Raw genomic sequence first — 19,016 nt, 5'->3', positions numbered from 1 at the left:
GCTCGGTGACGCCCGCCGGGGACTACCATGCCCTGACGCGGCGCTCGGAGGTGCCGCGTGCCGGGTGTGCGCTAGGTGCCGAGGAGGCCGGGGATGAAGTTTCGACTACAGCGGCAGGAGTTTGCCGAGGCGGTTGCCTGGACCGCGCGCAGCATCCCGACCCGGCTGCCGGTGCCGGTGCTGGCCGGCCTGCTGCTGCAGGCCCGCGACGGCCAGCTGCAGCTGTCCGGCTTCGACTACGAGGTCTCGACCCGCTGCGACCTGGACATCTCCCTGAGCGAGGAGGGCTCGGCAGTGGTGGCCGGCCGGCTGCTGGCCGAGATCACCAAGGCGCTACCGGCCAAGCCGGTGGACGTCGAGCTGGTCGGCGACAGCGTCGAGCTGACCTGCGGCGGCGCCCAGTTCACGCTGCCCACCCTGCCGCTGGAGGACTACCCGCGGCTGCCCCCGATGCCGGAGCTGGCCGGCACCATCAAGGCCGCCGAGTTCGCCACCGCGGTCAACCGGGTCAGCATCGCCGCCGGCCGGGACGAGACCCTGCCGATGCTCACCGGCGTGCAGGTCGAGATGGCCGGCGACCGGATCACCATGTCGGCCACCGACCGCTACCGGCTGGCGATGACCGAGCTGGACTGGCAGCCCGAGCGCCCGGACGTCGAGATGAGCGCGCTGATCCCGGCCAAGGCGCTGTCGGACACCGCGCGGGCGCTGGGCGCCGGCGGCGGTGACGTGCAGCTGCACCTGGACCCGGTGCCCGGTGACCAGGCGCTGGTCGGGCTGGGATCCCAGTCGCGCCAGACCACCTCGCGCATCATGTCCGGGCCCTACCCGAACGTCCGGGCGATCTTCCCGACCAGCCACAACAGCAGGCTCACGCTGGCCACCAAGGACCTGACCGACGTGGTGCACCGCATCGCGCTGGTCACCGACCGGGGCAACCCGCTGCGGTTGCAGCTGTCGTCCGGCGAGCTGGTGATCGAGGCCGGCGGGCTGGGTTCGGCTCGGGCCCGGGAGGCCATCGAGGCCCAGATCGAGGGCGAGGACCTCAAGATCGCCATCAACCCGCAGTTCATGTTGGACGGCCTGGGCGCGGTCGGCTCCCCCAACGTGGTGCTGTCCTTCGTCTCCACGCACAAGCCGGTGCTGATGCTGCCGGCCGACGAGAACGGCGAGGTCCTCCCCGGCTTCCGCTACGTCGTGATGTCGGTGCGGATGCCGGAGGGCTGAGCCGGCCGGCTGTTCGGCCGGCCAGCTGGTTCAGCCGGGTCGGTCAGTTCGGCCGGCCGGCCAGCTGGCTCAGCCGGTCGGGGACGGGCCCACCGGGCCTGCCGGATCCGGCCCCGGGCCGGGCACGCCGGGACCGGGCACTCCCGGACCGGGGTCTGGCGACGGCGGGGTGGGCGCCGGCGGTCCCGGCTGCGGACCGGGCCCGGGCGGTGACGGTGGGGTCGGGGTCGGCCCGACCGGATCCGGCTGCGTCGGGGTCGGTTCCGGCGCGATCGGCGGCACGGTGGGGCCGGGGTCGATCGGCGGCACCGTCGGGCTGGGTGAGATCGGATCGGTCATGTCACAACCTCCTGCACCTGGTCCTGCACAGCGTCGGCGTTACTCCCAACCTACCCACTCGGCGCGGCGTTGTCCCGAGTCGGCCGAGCCCAGCCGGGCGGAACTCAGCCGGGCCCAGCCACCCGGGGCCCAGCCGGGCCCAGCCACCTGCGGCTCAGCCGGTGGCGGCCTCCACCTCGTCCACCAGCTCGGCACAGGCCTGCGCCACCACCTCCGGATGCCGGCGCATGATCCAGTGGCCGCCCGGCACCGTGCGCACCCGCAGGTCGCGGACGTAGGGCGCCGGCGCCTCGGCCTGCAGCGCCACGCCCACGTACCGGTCGCCGGACGGCGCCAGCACCTGCACCGGGATGTCGACGGCAGCCGGCGCCCCGGCCGGCGGCCGCCGGTTCGCCCGGTACAGCTGCAGGCCGTGCAGCCGGTCGGCGAGCTCGTCCGGGTCCGAGCGGCTGGGTTTGCCCATCAGCCGGTCCAGCAGCCCGCTGCGCCAGCCCAGCTCGGCCAGTCCCGGCACCTGGAAGAGCACCAGGTAGGAGGACCGGCCGAGCTGTCGGGCCACCGTCGCCAGGTCCCGGCCGGACGGGCGCAGCTTGGAACGCAGCCAGCGGGCCGACATCCCCAGCCCCGGGCCGGAGATCGAGGTGTAGCTGGCGATCCGGCCACGCAGCCGGCTGCCGGTGACGCACTGCCAGCCCTGGATGGAGCCCCAGTCGTGGGCCAGCAGGTGCACCGGGCGGTCCGGGCTGACCGCCTGCAGCACCGCGTCGAGGTCGGCCTCCAGCTGGTCGAGCCGGTAGCCGGCGCGGCCGGCCGGGGTCCCGGACCGGCCGGCGCCGCGCACGTCGTAGCTGACCACGTAGAACCTCTCCCGCAGCAGGGCCACCACCGGCTCCCAGACTCCGGCGTTGTCGGGGTAGCCGTGGATCGCCACGACGGGAGGCGCGGCCGGGTCGCCGGCCCGGTACACGGCGAGTTGTATACCGTCGCTGGCGCTCACCTGGAGCAGATCGGTCATCGGTGCCTTTCCGGAGGTCGGGGACGGAGCGGGGGCAGAGCGTTGGGGTGGGACTACGGCCATTCAATGTGCAGCATGAAGCCACCTCCTTGTCAGCTGTTGGTTCAGCTGGGATCACGCGGGTCACCCGGGCCATGTCGCGCCGCGCGCTCGTAGGCGCAGCGCCGCCCACCGCGAGTGCTGGAACTCGCCAGCCATTGTGGTCGAGGGCTAGACGGAACGGCTATGTCATGGGTAGCCGATAGTGACAGTGCGGTAACACTGAGCCGCAGTCTTGCGGCATACTTCCAGCACTGAGCCGCGCGTATCGACAACTCACCCGCCATCCCCCCTCTGACCCCGGCATTCGCCCGGGAACGTTCGGAGTTCGATCGACGTCATGACCGCCCACAGCCTCGACCCGGCCCCCGGCCTGGCACGCGAGCGGCTGCGTGCGGTGCGCGGCTGGCGGTTGTGGACGATTCCGCCCAAGGCGGTGGCGGTGATCGTCTGCGTGGAGCTGGTCACCGTGCTCGCCGTGCTGGTCAGCCTCGTGGTCAGCTACCGCGAGTGCCTGACGGCGGTGGCGACGTCCCGGCTGCTGTTGCTGCTGGTGCTGGCCGTCGCCTACTCCGAGATCACGTACCGGATGCAGCGGATGCGCCGCTTCCTGGTCGGCAACGCGGTGCTGATCGGCCTGCACTCGGTGTGGGCGTTCGCCGGCGTGCTGATCCTGCCGATCGGCTACAGCGCCACCCTGGTGTGCGGGCTGTTCCTGGTCGCGGCCATGCGCCGCCGGCAGCAGAAGGCGGTCGCCTACCGGCTCACCTACACCGGCGCGACCGTGGTGCTGGCCACCCTGGCGGCCAAGCTGGTGATCACCGACCTCCAGCCGGACATCATCGCGCTGCCCTCCGGGGGCCGGACCGCGATGGCGATCACGGCGGCCGCGCTGGCCTTCTTCCTGGTCAACACCTCGCTGGTGGTGGCGGCCGTCCACCTCGCCACCGGGGCGCCGCTCGCCGACCTGACGCCGGCCAAGCAGGAGCTCGGGCTGGAGGCCGCCACCCTGGTGCTCGGGGTGATGATCGCCGAGACCAGCCTGCGGCTGGTCTGGTTCACCCCGACCGTGCTGATCCTGCTGGTGCTGCTGCAGCGCAGCTCGCTGGTGTCCCAGCTGGAGGTCGCCGCCACCACCGACTCCAAGACCGGGCTGCTCAACGCCGCGGCCTGGCAGGAGCTGTCCCAGCGCGAGCTGGTGCGTGCCCAGCGGGACGGTTCGCTGTGCGCGGTGCTGCTGATCGACCTCGACCACTTCAAGCGGGTCAACGACACCGCCGGGCACCTGGCCGGCGACGCGGCGCTGCGGGCCATCGGGGACGCGCTCAAACGCGAGCTGCGCGGCTACGACGCCGTCGCCCGGTTCGGCGGCGAGGAGTTCGTGGTGTTCCTCGACGACCTCGGAGCCGAGGCGGCCGGCCAGGTGGCCGAGCGGGTGCTGGCCCGGATCCGGGGCCTGGTGGTCGGTGGCGGCGACACCAGGATCTCGCTGACCGCCTCGATCGGCATGGCCGCCTACCCGCAGCACGGGCAAACCCTCACCGAGCTGATGGAGCAGGCCGACGGCGCGCTCTACACCGCCAAGCGGTCCGGCCGCGACCGGGTCGGGCTGCCGGGCCCGGCCGGCGTGGTCGCCGAGATCGCTGCCGAGATCAAGCACCCGCGCTGACCGGCGGCAGTCCACATCGCAACCTGCAACCCCTCACAGCTACCGCACAGCGTTGCCACGCACAGTGTTCGCATGACCTCGAACGAATACCCGCCGCCGTCCCAGCCCGGCGAGGATTCGACGCGGGCCGGCTCCGACACCGGGAACTACGGCGGCTACTACCCGCCGGCGCCGGGGGCCGCACCGCACCCGGCTTCGTACGGCTCCTACGGTGCCGGCAGCTCCTACGGCACCGGCGACGAGCCGCGCGGGACGTACCCGGGCCAGCAGAGCTACCCGGGTCAGCAGGCGTACCCGGGGCAGGCCTACCCGGCGCCGCAGGGCTACCCGGCGTCGCAGGGCTACCCGGCCACCCAGGGCTACCCGGCCCAATCCGGTTACCAGGGCGCGGGCTACCCGGGCTACCAGCACACCCAGCAGCTGCCGCCGACCGACGACCAGGTGCCGCCGGCCGATGACCGGGCCGGTTCCGGGGGCCGCGGCTCCCGCCCGCGCGGCCGGACGCTGCTGGCCACCGCGCTGCTGGCCGCCCTGCTCGGCGGCGGCGTCGGCGGCGGGCTGGTCGCGGTGAGCGAGCATGACGACCGGGCGGTCAACACCGGCCTGCGGATCACCAACGACACCGGGGCACCGGCCGCCAAGCTGGACGGCACCATCGCCGCGGCGGCGGCCAAGATCCGCCCCAGCGTGGTGACCATCGAGGTGAGCGGGGCGCAGGAGTCGGGCACCGGCTCGGGCGTGGTGATCCGGCAGGACGGCTACATCCTCACCAACGACCACGTGGTCTCGATCGGCAGCGGCAGCGGACAACTGCGGGTGACGCTGGCCGACGGGCGGACCGCCGCGGCCAAGATCGTCGGCCGGGACACCTCCGACGACCTGGCAGTGATCAAGGTGGACCTGACCGGCCTGACCGCGGCCACCTTCGCCAAGTCCAGCTCGCTGAGCGTCGGGCAGGCAGTGGTCGCGGTAGGCGCTCCGCTGGGACTGTCGGACACCGTGACCAGCGGCATCGTCAGCAACCTGGCCCGGCCGGTGCGCGCCGGCGACCAGGACCAGGCGGTGTTCGAAGCGGTCCAGACCGACGCCGCGATCAACCCCGGCAACTCCGGCGGCCCGCTGGTCGACCTGAACGGCTCGGTGGTCGGCATCAACGCCGCCATCGCCACCGACAACTCCGGCGGCGGCCTGCAGATCCCGGGCCAGCCGCAGCAGTCCGGCAACATCGGCATCGGCTTCGCGATCCCGGCCGACGAGGCCAGCCGGATCGCCAGCGAGCTGATCGCCACCGGCAAGGCCACCCACGCGGTGCTCGGCGTCGAGGTGGGCGGCAACCAGAGCAGCACCTCCTCCCAGGCCGGGGTGGCGCTGCGCTCGATCACCGCCGGCGGGGCGGCGGCCAAGGCCGGGCTGAAGGTGGGCGACGTCGTCACCTCGATCGACGGCCAGCGGGTGACCACGTCCGACTCGTTGATCGCGGCGATCCGCAACCACGCCCCCGGCCAGCAGGCCTCCCTCACCTACCTGCGCGGGGGCAAGTCCAGCGAGGTGAACGTGACGCTGGGTTCCTCCAGCAGTTAGAGCCAGCACCGGTACCCGCCCCCGGTCCGCCTGATCAGAACCCAGGCCGGCCGGGCCCGGGCACCGATCCCCAGCAGCCGGGTCGCGGCAGGTAGGTCGCGACCCGGCTGCGACCAATTCGGGGGCAGCCCAGGGCTGGCCTGGGAGCAAGGACCACCGTGACCGCGGGGCTACCGGCCGGTAACATCGCGGCCGTGGCCACCCATCAGGTCTTCAACGTCCCCGAGCCCTGGGCCGGGGTCAACCTCTTCGACTCCGACCGGGCGCTGACCGCCGCGCTGGCCGCGGCCGGTGTGAACGCCGGCCGGCTGGCCGGGCTCAGCGAGCTCGGCCGGCTGGCGGGCACCGCCGAGGCGCAGGAGTGGGCCCGGCTGGCGAACGAGTACCCGCCGGTGCTGCGCAGCCACGACCGGTACGGCCACCGGATCGACGAGGTGGAGTTCCACCCGGCCTGGCACGAGCTGATGCGGGTCGCGGTCGGCGCCGGGCTGCATGCCGCCCCGTGGGTCACCGCCGGCCCGAACCCCCACCTGGCCCGGGCCGCCGGCTTCTACGTCTGGGCGCAGCTGGAGCAGGGGCACGGCTGCCCGATCTCGATGACCTACGCGGCGCTGCCGACGCTGCGGCACAGCCGGGAGCTGTCGGCCGTCTACAGAGACGGTCTGACCAGCCTGGACTACGACCCCGGCCTGCGCGCCCCGGCCGACAAGGCCGGGCTGCTGGCCGGCATGGCGATGACCGAGAAGCAGGGCGGCTCCGACGTGCGGGCCAACACCACCCGGGCGGTCCGCACCTCTGACGGCAGCTACGCGATCACCGGGCACAAGTGGTTCTGCTCGGCGCCGATGTGCGATCTGTTCCTGGTGCTGGCCCAGGCCGAGGCGGGCCTGAGCTGCTTCCTGGTGCCGCGGGTGCTGCCGGACGGCAGCCGCAACCCGTTCGCGCTGCAGCGGTTGAAGAGCAAGCTGGGCAACCGGTCCAACGCCTCGTCCGAGGTGGAGTTCGACGGCACCACCGGCTGGCTGGTAGGGGACGAGGGCCGCGGGGTGCACACCATCCTGAAGATGGTGACCATGACCCGGCTGGACTGCGTAATCGGTTCGGCGGCGCTGCAGCGGGCCGCGCTGACCCAGGCGCTGCACCACGTCGGCGGCCGGGACGCCTTCGGCGCCCGGCTGGCCGACCAGCCGCTGATGCAGGAGGTGACGGCCGACCTCGCCGTGGAGGTGCAGGCCGCCACGGCGCTGTTCCTCCGGCTGGCCTCGGCGGTGGACTCCGCCGAGCTGCCGCTGCTGCGGCTGGCGGTGGCCGCGGCCAAGTATTGGGTGTGCAAGCGCACCCCGACGGTGGTGGGCGAGGCGCTGGAGTGCCTGGGCGGTGCCGGCTACGTGGAGGAGTCGCCGCTGCCGCGCTACTTCCGGGAGTCGCCGCTGAACTCCATCTGGGAGGGGTCGGGCAACGTTCTCGCGCTGGACGTGGTGCGGACCGCCACCCGGGAGCCGGAGGCGGTGCAGGCCCTGCAGGACGAGCTGGCGCTGACCGCCGGCGCCGACCCCCGACTGGACGCCGCCACCGACCGGCTGGCCAGGCAACTGGCGGCGCTGGGCGCCGACCCGGACGCCGATGCCCGGTCCGCCCGGGAGCTGGCCGGCCTGCTGGCCCGCACCCTGCAGGCCGGGCTGCTGGTCCGGGCCGCGAACCGGCCCGGTGCCGATCCCGGCAGCAGCGCGGTGGCGGAGGCGTTCCTGGCCAGCCGGCTGGCGGCCGAGGGCGGGTACGGCGGGCATGCCGGTGCCGGGCTGGGCCGCGCCGGCTGTGTGGCGGTGCTGGACTACACCGCTCAATCAGCCCGTAACTCGACATAACGGATCGGTTACGGTTGGCCGAATCCGTGAAGTTCGCGTGAGCTATTGATTACGGTGCGTGACGTCACGGATGACAGGGAGTAACACGGAATGTTCGGTTTTCAGAGCACCGCACAGCGTTTGTGCCTCGTGCTGATCCTGCTCGTGCTGGCCGCGTTGTGCCTGCCCACCGACCCGGCGTCGGCCGACCCGGGGCCGGCAGCGCGTCCGGCTGCCTCAGTCGTCAGCGGGTCCTGAGGCCTTCTCCGGCTCCTCGGCGGTCTCGTCCTCGGGCAGCTCGTCGTCAGCCGTCTCGTCGGCGGCGGGTGTCTTGGTAGCAGGCCGGGAGATCCGCACGGTGCCCGCGTCGAAGTCGACCCGGCGGCCGCCGGAGGCGTCGCCCACCTCCTCGCGGGTGGACTGCAGCCGGCGCTTCTCCTCATCCATGTGGCGCTTGCCCGGATTGAAGAGCGTGTCGATTCCCCACTCGGTCATGCCGCCAGCCTACGCGCCGAATGGGCACTGTGCCCCGATCGGGACTGCCCGCAGGTTGCGGACCCGACGTAGCCTTTAGGCATGAGCATCCTGCGCCCGAAGCCCCAGCTGGTGACCGCCGAGAACGCCCTGCCCGGCCGCGCGGACTACCTGTTCAGCATCCCCGAGACGCACTACGTGACCGGCCGCCGGATTCGCGAGCCGTTCGAGCGGGACGGCCTCGAAACCGCGGTGTTCGGGATGGGCTGCTTCTGGGGTGCGGAGAAGGACTTCTGGCAGCACGACAACGTCTTCTCGACCGCGGTCGGCTACGCCGGCGGGTTCACCCCGTACCCGACCTACGAGGAGACCTGCACCGGACGGACTGGGCATGCCGAGGCGGTCCGGGTGATCTTCGACCCGGCCGACATCAGCTACGCCGAGCTGCTCAGCGTCTTCTTCGAAAACCACGACCCGACCCAGGGCATGCGGCAGGGCAACGACGTCGGCAGCCAGTACCGCTCGGCGATCCTCTACACGAGCGAGGCGCAGCGCGAGCAGGCCGAGGCGGCCGCCGTGGCGTTCGGCAAGCGGCTGGCCGAGGCCGGCTACGGCGCGATCACCACCGAGATCGCCCCGCTGCGCGAGTTCTACTACGCCGAGGACTACCACCAGCAGTACCTGGCCAAGAACCCGTACGGCTACTGCCCGATGCTGGCCACCGGCGTGAGCTGCCCGGTCGGGCTGTTCGCCCCGAGCAGCTGACGGCCCGCCGGCTCCGGCCGGCCGCCGTTAGGCTTTCCGATCATGAGGATCTTGCTGATCGGCGCGACCGGGACGTTGGGCAGCGCGGTGCTGGCGGCATTGTCGGACAGGGCCGAGGTGCTCACCGCCTCACGCTCCGGTGAGTACCCGGTGGACCTGACCGACCCGGCCAGCATCACCGCCCTGTACGACCGGGTCGGCAGCATCGACGCGGTCGCGGTCAGCGCCGGGGTGACGCCGTTCAAACCGCTGGCCGAGCTCACCCGGGCCGACTACTCGGCAGGCCTGACCGACAAGCTGCTCGGCCAGGTCGAGCTGGTGCAGCAGGGACTGGGACGGCTCGCCGACGGCGGCAGCTTCACCCTGGTCAGCGGGGTGCTCGCCTACGACCCGATCGTCACCGGCGCAGTCGCCGCGACGGTCAACGGAGCGCTGGACTCCTTCGTCCGCGCCGCCGCCATCGAACTGCCGCGCGGCCTGCGCATCAACGCGGTCAGCGCCACCGTGTTCGAAGAGGCCTGGGAGGCCTACGGCGACTACTTCCCGGGCTACAAACCGGTCCCGACCGCCGAGGCGGCCCGCGCCTACGTCAAGTCGGTCTTCGGCCGGCAGACCGGCCAGATCTACCGCGTCGGCTACTGAGCCGCCGTAGTCCCCCGGCCGGCCAGCTGCGGGCGGGCCGGGCTACCGGTTCTGCGCCAGCCGCTGCTGGATGGACTGCTGCAGCCGCTGCAGGCCCGGCAGGCCCACCAGCGGAAGCTGGCTCTCGATCAGCTGCAGGACGTCGCGATCGGAGCGCACCGCCTCGCTGGACTGGATGAGCACCGTCCCGCTACCGGTGAAGTCGAACTGGCGCTCCTCGCCGGACGAGGCGCCCAGCACCGCCATCGCCGAGCCGAGGAAGCCCACCATCCAGCCCGCGTCGTAGCGGTGGCTCGGGCTCGGGCAGTCCGCCCAGCCCAGCAGCGCCTCGGGATCGACCCGCAGCGGCGGCTCGGCGAACATCACCGCGCCGGAGGAGGAGGCGAGGAACTTCCCGGTCCCGATCAGGGTCAAAAAGCCCGGCACGATCGACTGCTGCAGCGCCAGGCTGCCCTCGAACGCCAGCAGGTTCGACGCGCGGATGGTGAGGTTGCCCTCGTCCAGGTCGTAGGAGTTGATCTCATACCCCCGGTCGCCCAGCACCAGCTTGCCGTGCCCCTCGGCCACCACCCAGTCCTGCGCATACAGCGGTGAGGAGAACTGCGCGGTGACCATCTGGTAGGCGATCCCGCTCAGGCCGCGGCCACGCACGGCGACGAACTGCAGCGAGCCGTAGAAGGCGATCATGGCGCCCTTGGTCAGGAACCAGGGCTTGGTGATCTCCAGCGAGTACGCGTAGGGGTTGTCCGGCACGTTGTCGTTGTCGGGCAGCGAGGCCGGGTTGTGCACCGTGATCGTCACAGCTTCTGCTCCGATGCCTGGACGTAGACCACGCCGTCGCCGCGCAGCTCGAGTTGCATGGCCTCGCCGCCGCCCCGTCCCACCGCGTCGCGCCAGCCCACCTTGGCCGCCAGCTTGACCTCGACGTTGCCCCGGTGCCCGACGTAGGCCTGCGGGTCGACGAAGGTGCCGCCGCCGGGACGTACCGGCAGCTCGATGGTGCCGCCGTGGCTGAGCAGCACCGCCGCGCCGTGGCCGGACAGCTGGGTGGTGAACATGCCCTGGCCGGTGACCGCGCCACGGACCATCCCGCGCAGCCCGCCGCCGCCGGAACCGCCCGAGGCCAGCGGCACCACCGCCGACTGCAGGTTCGCCGTGTGGGCCAGCAGCCGGCTGGCCTCGACCACCAGCCGGTCGCCCTGCAGCGCCACCACGGTGACGTGCAGCCCGGCCCGGCCGTAGTGCACCTCGCCGTTGCCGGTGGCGGCCATCATCACCTCGTGCTCGCCGGCCATGGCGCGTCCGGCCATGCCGACCACCCCGCCCATGCCCCCCATGCCACCGGCGCCGCCCGGGCTGTGCGGCACGAACCGGACGTCGCCGGTGTAGAAGAGCATCGCGCCCTTGCGGGCCAGCACGTCGCCACCGGTGGCCAGGTCGGCCTTGACCACCTTGGAGTTGACCTTCTCGAACGTCATACCCGCTCCGCCGGCTGGATGTAGACCGCGCCCTGGCCGTCCCAGCGCAGCGAGAACGGTTCGCCGCTGCCCTCGCCGATGGCCGCGGCCCAGGAGACGTCGGTGACGAAGGACTGGCTGAGCTGGCCGCGGGCGGCGACGAACGCGTCCGGGTCGACTACCAGCGGGTACTGGGGCGACACCTCCAGGCCGATCAGCGGGCCGCCGGCGGACAGGATCGCCACCTGGCCGGTCCCGGTCACCGTGGTGGTGAACAGTCCCTGGCCGGTGGCCGCGCCGCGGACGCCGGCGAACTTCACGTTCATCCGCAGCTGGCCGACCAGGGCGAGCAGCTGGCGCGACTCGACCTGCAACGTCTCGTCGTTCAGCTCGACGAGCGTGACGTCCTGGGCGTCGAGGGCGAAGTAGACCACTCCCGAGCCGGTGCACTCCATCAGGGACAGCGACTCACCGGTGGCCCGGCGCTTGAGGCCGGCCAGCGCGCCCTCACCGCCGCCGAAGCCGGCGCTCTTGAACTGCACCTGGCCCTCGTAGGCCACCATCGAACCGCTGATCGCGCGGACGCTGGTGTTGTGCAACTCGGCTTCCAGCACCCGCCGGCCGTTGGTTCGCAGCTGGCTCATCGACCCTCCCCCGGGCCTGTCGACGGGCCCGTTGGCGGGCCAGCCTGGACGGGGAGGCTAGCAGCGAGCGAGTCCCGCCGTCTGGCGAATGGCCGGCGGCCGGTACCTGGCATGCTCGCCGGGTGACCGGCTTCGACTTCGACTTCGGCCGGCTGCGCCGGCACCCGGACGTCGAGGCGCCGAACCTGCACGCCGTCGACGCCACCGACCGGCTGCTGCTCGACACCGCCGCCGGGTCGCTGGCAGGCGCCGGCCCGGGCGAGGTGGTGGTGCTCGGTGACCGGTACGGCGCGCTGACGCTGGGCGCGGCCGGCCGGTTCGGCTGCATCGGCCTGCGCTGCCACACCGACGCGCTGACCGGCGAGCTGGCGCGGGCCGCGAACGCCGACCGGCTGGGGCTGGCCGGCAGCTACGCCGACTGCGCCCTGGCCGCCGAGCTGGTCGCCGGCGCCCGGGTGGTGCTGGCCCAGGCGCCGAAGGGCCTGGACGAGCTGGCCGAGTGGGTGGGCCTGATCGCCGCGCACGCCGACCCGGCGGTCCAGGTGTTCCTCGGTGGCCGGGTGAAGTACCTGACGCCGGCGGTGAACGAGGTGCTGGGGCTGGCGTTCGGCACGGTGACCGCAGGGCTGGCCCGGCAGAAGTCCCGGGTGATCACCGCGTCCGGGCTGCGGGGTGGCGCGTCGTTGCCGGAGTTCCCGAAGCGGGAGTGGCATGCCGACCTCGGCATGACGGTGTGCGCGCACGGCGGGGCGTTCGCGGGTACCCGGATCGACATCGGCACCCGGCGGCTGCTCGGGGTGCTGGACCAGCTGCCCGCCGTTCCCGCCGCGATCGACCTCGGCTGCGGCACCGGGGTGCTGGCGGTGGCGCTGGCCAGGCGGGGCGTCCGGGTGCTGGCCAGCGACACCTCGGCGGCGGCCGTCCGGTCCTGCCGGGCGACCGCCGAGGCGAACGGGGTGGCCGGGCTGGTCACCGTCCGGCGGGACGACGCGCTGGCCGCGGTGCCGGCCGGCAGCGTTTCGCTGATCGTGTGCAACCCGCCGTTCCACCTCGGCGGGGCGGTGCACGCGGGTGCGGCCGTCCGGCTGTTCTCCGCGGCTGCCCGGGCCCTGGCACCCGGCGGCCAGCTGTGGACGGTGTTCAACAGCCACCTGGGCTACTCGTCCGTGCTGGGCCGGCTGGTTGGGCCGACCCGGACGGTGCAGCGCGACCCGAAGTTCACCGTGACGGTGTCGAGCCGGCGCTGAGGAACCGCCGCCGGCGACCACCCGGACCGCGGGCCCTCCCGCACTCCGCGAATTTCTGGTGCCGTCCCTGCGGGAGAGAGGAGCGCGATGAGACAGCTCGGGAAGGACGAACTCGATGAGTTGGGCCGGCTGTGGGATCAGCTGGCACAACTCTTTCCCTTCAATGGCCCGCCGATGACGCACGACCAGACAATCGTGGCAAGCCTCGACGCGCTCTTGGCAGGTGTGGTCAGCAGCGCCGGCCGAGTAGGCGGCGACGGCTTGGCCGAGTTCGAATCGGTCCTTTCCTCGGAACCCGAATCCGCGGCGCTGCAGGGCATCCTCGATCGGGTGGCGGTCGTCCTGGGCCTCGACACTTCGACTTCTCCGTGCCGACGGGACGGGTCGATGGCTGGTGACGAACCGATCGTTCCCGACCGGGGCCGGTGGCCGGACGGCAGGCTGGCCCGCATCACCTCCGGCGACCTGGAGGGGATGTACATGCTGGTCGCTCCCGAAACTGAGGGACGGTGGATCGTCTACGTCTGCGAAGACCCGCAGACCATGCGCCACGAGTCCCCCCACCAGGAGGACTGGGGCATCGTCGACGACGAGGGTCTGAAGGTCGCCCTGGCTGCTCAGGACTTCTACTGGGTCAGGGGCAAGGACGAGGCCCTGATCGAGGACCGCATCTTCGGGCTGCGCGAGGTATGGCGGCGACGGAACCGGCGGGGCGGTCGGCTCCGCTCCCTCCTGGGCTTCTTCCGCGGGCCGCGCTGACCGCCGGCGGTCAGCAGGAGCGGTGCAGCAGGGCCTTGGCGAAGCCGCCGGTCTGGTAGAAGAACTGGTAGCCCCAGCCCCGCAACGACGGCCGGGCGGAGGTGGCCACCATCCGCACCGTGCCCGGCATGCAGCGGTCGACGATCAGCCGGGCCCGGGACACGTGGTAGACCGAGGTGACCACCAGCACCGAGTGCCAGTTGTGCTGCCGGGCCAGCCGGCCGAACTCCTCGGCCTCGCCGCGGGTGGTGGTCGGGTCGGGCTGGAAGCAGATCACCCGGTAGCGCGGGTTGTCATCGGCGCAGGCCGGCACCCGCTGCCGGCCCTTGGCCCAGCCGATCGAGATCACCAGGGTGCCGGCGTAGCCCGCGTCGGCCAGCCGGATCCCCTCTTCCGCCCGGCCGTCCACGGTCGGTGAGCCGAGCACCAGGATCGCGTCGCTGTGCACCGGCCGGTCCATCCTGGGCCGGACCACCAGCAGGAAGCACGCCGTCAGCCAGAACAGCAGCAGGACGAGCGCCGCCACCACCAGCCGGCGCAACCACGAGAATCGCCGGACGGCTGCACCCCCGCCGCGCCGGCCGGAACGCCGCCGTGCCACCCCCGTCACCGGCACAGCCTAACCAGCGGGACGCCGCCGGCTTCAGGTCTGCGAGGAAGCCGAGCGCGCGCCGTGCCGGAGGAGCCATCCGACGACGTCGTCGGCTCCGGCGCGGCGGGCCGCGTCGAGCGGGGTGAGCCCGTCGTAGCCGACCCAGTCGAGGTCGGCGCCGGATTCCAGGAGCACGGCCGCGGTGCCGACCTGCCCGCCGTGGCAGGCGCCCCAGAAGCTGCTGGTGACGTCCTCGGCGGTGGGCCGGCCGGCGAGGTGGTGTTCGACCCGGTCCAGCAGGCCGAGGGCGGCTGCTTCGAAGAGGTTGGTGGCTGCGCCCCGCTCGACCAGCCGGCGGGCGGCGTTCCATTGCCCGAATGCGGTGGCGTCGGCCATCGGAGTACCGCCCGCGATGACCGCACCGGGAGCGTCGATGTCGGCGCCGGCGTCCAGCAGGGCGTCGACGGCCTCGGTGTCGTCGTTGCTGGCCGCCCAGTGCAGCGGAGTCTCGGAGTGCTCCCCGTCGAAGCGACTGTTCGGATCCGCTCCCGCTGCCACCAGGATCGCGATGGTGGCGGCCACGTCGGGCCGGTGCCCGGGCCAGTCGGTGGCGATGTGCAGCAGGCTGCGGCCGCGGAAGCGGGCGGTGGCCAGGCCGGGCTGGTCGGTGAGAAGCTGCCGCAGCCCGGGCAGGTCACCGGCCCGGATCGCGGTGATCACGGCATGTTCGGAGCCGTCGTCGGTCACGCGGTCCATGATGCCCCGCCCGGCACGGCAGTAGTCTGACCGCGTGCCAGAGCTACCGGAAGTAGAGGCGCTCGCCGCGTTCCTGCGCGAGAACGCGTTCGGACGGACCGTGATCCGTTCCGACGTGGCCGCCTTCAGCGCCGTCAAGACCTTCGACCCGCCGCTGACCGCGCTCAACGGCCTCACCGTCACCGGCGCCAACCGGTACGGCAAGTTCCTCGACCTCGAGGTGGACGGCCTGCACCTGGTGACCCACCTGTCCCGTGGCGGCTGGCTGCAGTGGCGCGAGCGGCTCTCCCCGGTGCCGCCCAAGCCCGGCCGCGGGCCGCTGGCCTTCCGGCTGCACCTGGCCCCGCCCCTGGAGGCCGAGGACTCCGATGACGCGGCCGGCTTCGACCTGACCGAGGCCGGCACCCAGAAGCGGCTGGCGGTCTACCTGGTCCGCGACCCGCTCGACGTGCCCGGCATCGCCCGGCTCGGCCCGGACGCGCTGCAGGTCGACCTGGACACCTTCGCCGCCCTGCTGGCTGGTGAGCGGGCCCAGATCAAGGGCGTGCTGACCAGCCAGTCGATCCTGGCCGGCATCGGCAACGCCTACTCCGACGAGATCCTGCACGCCGCCAAGCTGTCTCCGTTCGCGATCGCTGCCCGGCTCACCGAACCCCAGGTCAGCACCCTTTACACCGCGATGCGCCAGACCCTGACCGACGCGGTGACCCGGTCGGTGGGCCAGCGGGCCGCCACCCTGAAGTCGGAGAAGCGCAGCGGGCTGGCGGTGCACGCCCGTACCGGCCTGCCCTGCCCGGTGTGCGGGGACACCGTGCGCGAGGTGTCCTTCGCCGACAAGTCGCTGCAGTACTGCCCGACCTGCCAGACCGGCGGCAAGAACCTGGCCGACCGCCGGCTGTCCCGGCTGGTCAAGTGAGCACCCCGGCCGGATGAGCCCTCGGCCGGGTGAGTACGTCGCTCGAGTGAGCACGCGATGCGGCGCTGCGGAATACCGACAAAGGGTCCGACGGGGCACACTGGAGCCCGTGACGAAACCCGGGTCCCGGTAGACCGCCGATGGCACGACCGCTCTCGCGGAACCGGACCCGTCCGGTGCTGGAGCCCAACCCCGACCCGCTGGTGATCGCCCATCGCGGCGCCTCCGGCGAGGTCGCCGAACACACCCTGCCCGCCTACCTCGCCGCCATCGCCACCGGCGCCGACGGGCTGGAGTGCGACGTCCGGCTGACCCGCGACGGCCACCTGGTGTGCGTGCACGACCGCACCGTCAACCGCACCTCCAACGGCAGCGGCATCGTCAGCGAGCTGGACCTGGCCGGCCTGCAGGAGCTGGACTTCGCCTCCTGGCACACCGAGCTGCCGCACTCGGCCGACGAGCTGGTCACCGACTCGCCCTACTCGCCCTCGCCATACCTGGCCGGTGTCGCGCCGGACCGCGAGACCCCGGGCGGCACCACCGTGCTGACCCTGGAGACGCTGCTCGGCGTGGTCGCCGACGCCGGCCGGCCGATCCGGCTGCTGGTCGAGACCAAGCACCCGACCCGGTACGGCGGGCTGGTGGAGAAGGAGCTGGTCCAGCTGCTGCGCCGGTTCGGCTGGGCTGACCCTGAGGGGACGGTGGTCGGCGGCCGGCCCGGCCCGGGCGGCGACGGCTGGGACGCCGGGCACCCGGTGACCATCATGAGCTTCGCCCCCACGGCGCTGCGCCGGATCCGGCAGCTGGCCCCGTCGGTGCCGCTGACCCTGCTGATGGAGCGCTGGACGCCGCTGCGCCGCGACGGCGGGCTGCCCACCGGGGTGCGGATCGGCGGCCCCGGCATCCGGCTGCTGCGCACCGACCCGGACTACGTCAAGCGGGCCCACCACGCCGGCAACCGGGTGTTCTGCTGGACGGTGGACTCCCCGGACGACGTCGGGCTGGTCCGCGACCTGGGGGTGGACGCGATCATCACCAACCGGCCGGCTGCGGTGCTGACCCAGCTGCGGGAGTCCCGGACCGGCGGCTGACAAACCCCGCCAATCGCGGCGGGTAACCGGGCCTGCGCACAAAGTAATTGCGCAAGCAAGGTTTAACACCAGTCACGGACGGGTACATACCTGGCATCGCAGCAGCACCCAGCACGCTGCCCGGCGCCGGGGAGGAACCGATGACCACGCTGTGGCTCCGGCACACCCCAAGCAGCGCCGCCCTCGCCCGGCGCAGCGTGCTGGTCGCCTTCGGAGCGGCCGGGGTGGCCGGTGAGCCGGCCCACGACGCAGCCCTGATCGTCAGCGAACTGGTCGGCAACGCCGTCCGGCACGCCGCGCCGCTGCCGTCCGGGCAGCTGGCGGTGCGCTGGGTGGTGGACCGGGACGGCTACTCGGTCTCGGTGACCGACGGCGGTTCGAGCACGCCGGCCACCGGCCGCCGGATCGCCGCCCGCTCGGCCGGCGCCCAGGACCCGTCCGGTCGCGGCTTGAGGATCGTGGCCGCCCTCGCCGACACCTGGGGAGTGGCCGCCGAGGACGGCGCCACCACCGTGTGGGCACGCACCCGGATGCCCCAGGCCAGCTGACCACAGGGCTGACAGACCAGCCGAACAGCCCCGGCTGAACCGCGCCAGCTAACAACCAGCAGCGTCAGGACGACCGGGCGGCCGTGGTCGGCAGGCCGCGCATCACCCGCAGCGCCACCGACAGGGTCGCCAGGTCCACCGGGTCCCGCGACAGCGCCTCGGCAAAGGTGGTCCGGGCCCGTTCCACCCGCTCCGGGTTCTGCTCGGCCCAGGCGTCCAGCCGCTCGGTGGCCAGCAGCGAGGAGTCGGTGTCCTTGAGCACCGAGGCGGTGATCGCGGCCAACGCGGCGTAGACGTCGTGCCGGATCGCCGCCCGGGCCAGCGCCGACCACCGGTCGTCGCGGGGCAGCCGGGTGACCGCGGTGAGGATGTCGTCGACGCTCAGGCGCTCCGACAGCGCGAAGTGCAGGTCGGCCACCTCGGCGGCCGGCCGGTCGTTGGCGACCGCGATCTCGACCACGTCCAGCAGCAGGAACGCCCGCAGCAGGCAGGTGATCTCCAGCGCCAGCTCGCGCGGCAGGCCGTGCCCGACCAGCCGGTCCACCTCGGCGTAGAGGCTCTCCCGTTCCCGGCCGCGCAGCAGCTGGGGCACCTTGGGCCGCAGCTCCGCCACGGTCGGGCCGAACCGCTCGATCTCGGCGGTCACGTCGCTGATCGGGAACCGGACGTCGACCAGCCAGCGCACCGCGCGGTCCATCGTCCGGCGCACCTCGCGGTAGCCGATGTGCTGGGCGTTGGCCGGCACCTGGTTGTCCAGCGCCTCCAGGTCGGCCCAGATCTCCTCCAGGCCGAACACCTTGCGCACCACCGTGTAGGCCCGGGCGATCTGCGCCGGGTCGGCCGAGGTCTCCTCCATGGCCCGGTACACGAACGTGGTGCCGCCCCGGTTGACCAGGTCGTTGACCACGAAGGTGGTGATGATCTGGCGGTGCAGCGGGTGCTCGGCCAGCTTGTCGGCGAACCGCTCGGCGATCGGGCGCGGGAAGTAGCTGCTCAGCACCCGGCCGAACCACGGCTCGTCCGGCAGCGTCGAGGAGCCCAGCCGCTCGGCCAGCACGATCTTGACGTAGGCGGCCAGCACCGCCAGCTCCGGCGAGCTCAGCCCGCTGCCCTCGGCCTCCCGGGCGGCCAGCTCCTTGTCGGTGGGCAGGAACTCCAGGTCCCGGTGCAGCTTGCCGGCCTTCTCCAGCTCGCGGATCAGCCGCCGGTGCACCGACAGCAACGCCCGGGCACCGTGCCGGGCGACGCCCAGCAGCACGTTCTGCTCGTAGTTGTCGCGCAGCACGAGTGCCGCCACCTCGTCGGTGACCGAGGCGAGCAGCTGGTTGCGGTGCGCCATGTCCAGCTCGCCGGCCTGGACGGCGTGGTCGAGCAGGATCTTGATGTTCACCTCGTGGTCGGAGGTGTCCAC

The 19,016-nt window shown here is 72.7% G+C and carries 20 protein-coding genes; 11 read left to right on the top strand and 9 right to left on the bottom strand.

What is annotated here, in order from left to right:
- The first annotated feature begins 93 nt into the window (after positions 1–93).
- Positions 94–1,227: a DNA polymerase III subunit beta gene (gene dnaN, locus VLJ82_RS15690; protein WP_408664302.1), complete on the top strand. Its 1,134-nt coding sequence runs from the start codon at positions 94–96 to the stop codon at positions 1,225–1,227.
- Between the two features lie 69 nt (positions 1,228–1,296).
- On the opposite strand, the gene VLJ82_RS15685 is transcribed toward dnaN, so the two are convergent.
- The gene (locus tag VLJ82_RS15685) at positions 1,297–1,566 is read right to left on the bottom strand and encodes a hypothetical protein (protein WP_408664301.1); all 270 of its coding nucleotides are present in this window, start codon (positions 1,564–1,566) and stop codon (positions 1,297–1,299) included.
- Between the two features lie 154 nt (positions 1,567–1,720).
- Positions 1,721–2,581, bottom strand: a complete 861-nt coding sequence (locus VLJ82_RS15680; protein WP_408664300.1) for an alpha/beta fold hydrolase — start codon at positions 2,579–2,581, stop codon at positions 1,721–1,723.
- 379 nt (positions 2,582–2,960) lie between these two features.
- Between VLJ82_RS15680 and VLJ82_RS15675 the strand changes: the two genes are divergently transcribed.
- From VLJ82_RS15675 to VLJ82_RS15665, 3 genes are all read left to right on the top strand, one after another.
- Positions 2,961–4,289: a GGDEF domain-containing protein gene (locus tag VLJ82_RS15675; RefSeq protein ID WP_408664299.1), complete on the top strand. Its 1,329-nt coding sequence runs from the start codon at positions 2,961–2,963 to the stop codon at positions 4,287–4,289.
- Positions 4,290–4,361: 72 nt separating this feature from the next.
- Positions 4,362–5,870: a trypsin-like peptidase domain-containing protein gene (locus VLJ82_RS15670; protein WP_408664298.1), complete on the top strand. Its 1,509-nt coding sequence runs from the start codon at positions 4,362–4,364 to the stop codon at positions 5,868–5,870.
- A 194-nt stretch (positions 5,871–6,064) separates the two neighbouring features.
- Positions 6,065–7,735: an acyl-CoA dehydrogenase family protein gene (locus tag VLJ82_RS15665; protein WP_408664297.1), complete on the top strand. Its 1,671-nt coding sequence runs from the start codon at positions 6,065–6,067 to the stop codon at positions 7,733–7,735.
- A gap of 216 nt (positions 7,736–7,951) precedes the next feature.
- Here VLJ82_RS15665 and VLJ82_RS15660 read toward each other — a convergent pair whose 3' ends face one another.
- The gene (locus VLJ82_RS15660) at positions 7,952–8,209 is read right to left on the bottom strand and encodes a DUF6191 domain-containing protein (RefSeq protein ID WP_408664296.1); all 258 of its coding nucleotides are present in this window, start codon (positions 8,207–8,209) and stop codon (positions 7,952–7,954) included.
- A gap of 81 nt (positions 8,210–8,290) precedes the next feature.
- On the opposite strand from VLJ82_RS15660, the gene msrA reads away from it, so the two are divergent.
- Positions 8,291–8,953 (top strand): peptide-methionine (S)-S-oxide reductase MsrA, encoded by a 663-nt coding sequence (msrA, locus tag VLJ82_RS15655; protein ID WP_408664295.1) that lies wholly within the window; start codon positions 8,291–8,293, stop codon positions 8,951–8,953.
- Positions 8,954–8,995: 42 nt separating this feature from the next.
- A complete protein-coding gene (locus VLJ82_RS15650) occupies positions 8,996–9,595 on the top strand; it encodes a short chain dehydrogenase (protein WP_408664294.1) in 600 nt (199 codons plus the stop codon).
- A 42-nt stretch (positions 9,596–9,637) separates the two neighbouring features.
- Here the strand turns inward: VLJ82_RS15650 and VLJ82_RS15645 are convergent, their stop codons facing one another.
- Genes VLJ82_RS15645 through VLJ82_RS15635 form a run of 3 tightly spaced genes read right to left on the bottom strand, consistent with a single transcriptional unit; the run spans position 9,638 to position 11,696 of the window.
- Positions 9,638–10,396, bottom strand: a complete 759-nt coding sequence (locus tag VLJ82_RS15645; RefSeq protein WP_408664293.1) for an AIM24 family protein — start codon at positions 10,394–10,396, stop codon at positions 9,638–9,640.
- Entirely contained in the window at positions 10,393–11,073 is a 681-nt protein-coding gene (locus VLJ82_RS15640) for an AIM24 family protein (protein ID WP_408664292.1), read from the bottom strand. Before VLJ82_RS15640 ends, VLJ82_RS15645 begins: the two co-directional genes overlap by 4 nt.
- Positions 11,070–11,696, bottom strand: a complete 627-nt coding sequence (locus tag VLJ82_RS15635) for an AIM24 family protein (RefSeq protein WP_408664291.1) — start codon at positions 11,694–11,696, stop codon at positions 11,070–11,072. The genes VLJ82_RS15640 and VLJ82_RS15635 overlap by 4 nt, the downstream gene beginning before the upstream one ends.
- Before the next feature lie 122 nt (positions 11,697–11,818).
- On the opposite strand from VLJ82_RS15635, the gene VLJ82_RS15630 reads away from it, so the two are divergent.
- Positions 11,819–12,943 (top strand): class I SAM-dependent methyltransferase, encoded by a 1,125-nt coding sequence (locus VLJ82_RS15630; protein ID WP_408664290.1) that lies wholly within the window; start codon positions 11,819–11,821, stop codon positions 12,941–12,943.
- Between the two features lie 87 nt (positions 12,944–13,030).
- Positions 13,031–13,702 (top strand): hypothetical protein, encoded by a 672-nt coding sequence (locus VLJ82_RS15625; protein ID WP_408664289.1) that lies wholly within the window; start codon positions 13,031–13,033, stop codon positions 13,700–13,702.
- A gap of 10 nt (positions 13,703–13,712) precedes the next feature.
- On the opposite strand, the gene VLJ82_RS15620 is transcribed toward VLJ82_RS15625, so the two are convergent.
- Complete coding sequence (locus VLJ82_RS15620) at positions 13,713–14,312, bottom strand: YdcF family protein (protein ID WP_408664288.1); 600 nt, start codon at positions 14,310–14,312, stop codon at positions 13,713–13,715.
- Between the two features lie 33 nt (positions 14,313–14,345).
- A complete protein-coding gene (locus VLJ82_RS15615; protein ID WP_408664287.1) occupies positions 14,346–15,050 on the bottom strand; it encodes an ankyrin repeat domain-containing protein in 705 nt (234 codons plus the stop codon).
- Between the two features lie 34 nt (positions 15,051–15,084).
- Between VLJ82_RS15615 and VLJ82_RS15610 the strand changes: the two genes are divergently transcribed.
- The 3 genes from VLJ82_RS15610 (at position 15,085) to VLJ82_RS15600 (ending at position 17,605) form a co-directional block, all read left to right on the top strand.
- Positions 15,085–15,966: a DNA-formamidopyrimidine glycosylase family protein gene (locus VLJ82_RS15610; protein ID WP_408664286.1), complete on the top strand. Its 882-nt coding sequence runs from the start codon at positions 15,085–15,087 to the stop codon at positions 15,964–15,966.
- A 140-nt stretch (positions 15,967–16,106) separates the two neighbouring features.
- Entirely contained in the window at positions 16,107–17,057 is a 951-nt protein-coding gene (locus VLJ82_RS15605) for a glycerophosphodiester phosphodiesterase (RefSeq protein WP_408664285.1), read from the top strand.
- Between the two features lie 140 nt (positions 17,058–17,197).
- Positions 17,198–17,605, top strand: a complete 408-nt coding sequence (locus VLJ82_RS15600) for an ATP-binding protein (protein WP_408664284.1) — start codon at positions 17,198–17,200, stop codon at positions 17,603–17,605.
- A 64-nt stretch (positions 17,606–17,669) separates the two neighbouring features.
- Here VLJ82_RS15600 and VLJ82_RS15595 read toward each other — a convergent pair.
- Positions 17,670–19,016: NAD-glutamate dehydrogenase domain-containing protein (locus tag VLJ82_RS15595; protein WP_408664283.1), on the bottom strand; the 1,347-nt coding region annotated here is incomplete at its 5' end.

The sequence above is a fragment of the Jatrophihabitans sp. genome, assembly GCF_035474675.1.
GTDB lineage: Bacteria > Actinomycetota > Actinomycetes > Mycobacteriales > Jatrophihabitantaceae > Jatrophihabitans_A.
Note: the sequence above shows the minus strand (reverse complement) of the source record. Positions and strands in the feature narration are given on the sequence as shown.

What these genes read in the sequence shown, in the direction of transcription:
- dnaN (WP_408664302.1), top strand. Translation starts at nt 94, where the DNA reads ATGAAGTTTCGACTACAGCGGCAGGAGTTTGCCGAGGCGGTTGCCTGG.
- VLJ82_RS15685 (WP_408664301.1), bottom strand. Translation starts at nt 1,566, where the DNA reads ATGACCGATCCGATCTCACCCAGCCCGACGGTGCCGCCGATCGACCCC.
- VLJ82_RS15680 (WP_408664300.1), bottom strand. Translation starts at nt 2,581, where the DNA reads ATGACCGATCTGCTCCAGGTGAGCGCCAGCGACGGTATACAACTCGCC.
- VLJ82_RS15675 (WP_408664299.1), top strand. Translation starts at nt 2,961, where the DNA reads ATGACCGCCCACAGCCTCGACCCGGCCCCCGGCCTGGCACGCGAGCGG.
- VLJ82_RS15670 (WP_408664298.1), top strand. Translation starts at nt 4,362, where the DNA reads ATGACCTCGAACGAATACCCGCCGCCGTCCCAGCCCGGCGAGGATTCG.
- VLJ82_RS15660 (WP_408664296.1), bottom strand. Translation starts at nt 8,209, where the DNA reads ATGACCGAGTGGGGAATCGACACGCTCTTCAATCCGGGCAAGCGCCAC.
- msrA (WP_408664295.1), top strand. Translation starts at nt 8,291, where the DNA reads ATGAGCATCCTGCGCCCGAAGCCCCAGCTGGTGACCGCCGAGAACGCC.
- VLJ82_RS15650 (WP_408664294.1), top strand. Translation starts at nt 8,996, where the DNA reads ATGAGGATCTTGCTGATCGGCGCGACCGGGACGTTGGGCAGCGCGGTG.
- VLJ82_RS15640 (WP_408664292.1), bottom strand. Translation starts at nt 11,073, where the DNA reads ATGACGTTCGAGAAGGTCAACTCCAAGGTGGTCAAGGCCGACCTGGCC.
- VLJ82_RS15635 (WP_408664291.1), bottom strand. Translation starts at nt 11,696, where the DNA reads ATGAGCCAGCTGCGAACCAACGGCCGGCGGGTGCTGGAAGCCGAGTTG.
- VLJ82_RS15625 (WP_408664289.1), top strand. Translation starts at nt 13,031, where the DNA reads ATGAGACAGCTCGGGAAGGACGAACTCGATGAGTTGGGCCGGCTGTGG.
- VLJ82_RS15615 (WP_408664287.1), bottom strand. Translation starts at nt 15,050, where the DNA reads ATGGACCGCGTGACCGACGACGGCTCCGAACATGCCGTGATCACCGCG.
- VLJ82_RS15605 (WP_408664285.1), top strand. Translation starts at nt 16,107, where the DNA reads ATGGCACGACCGCTCTCGCGGAACCGGACCCGTCCGGTGCTGGAGCCC.
- VLJ82_RS15600 (WP_408664284.1), top strand. Translation starts at nt 17,198, where the DNA reads ATGACCACGCTGTGGCTCCGGCACACCCCAAGCAGCGCCGCCCTCGCC.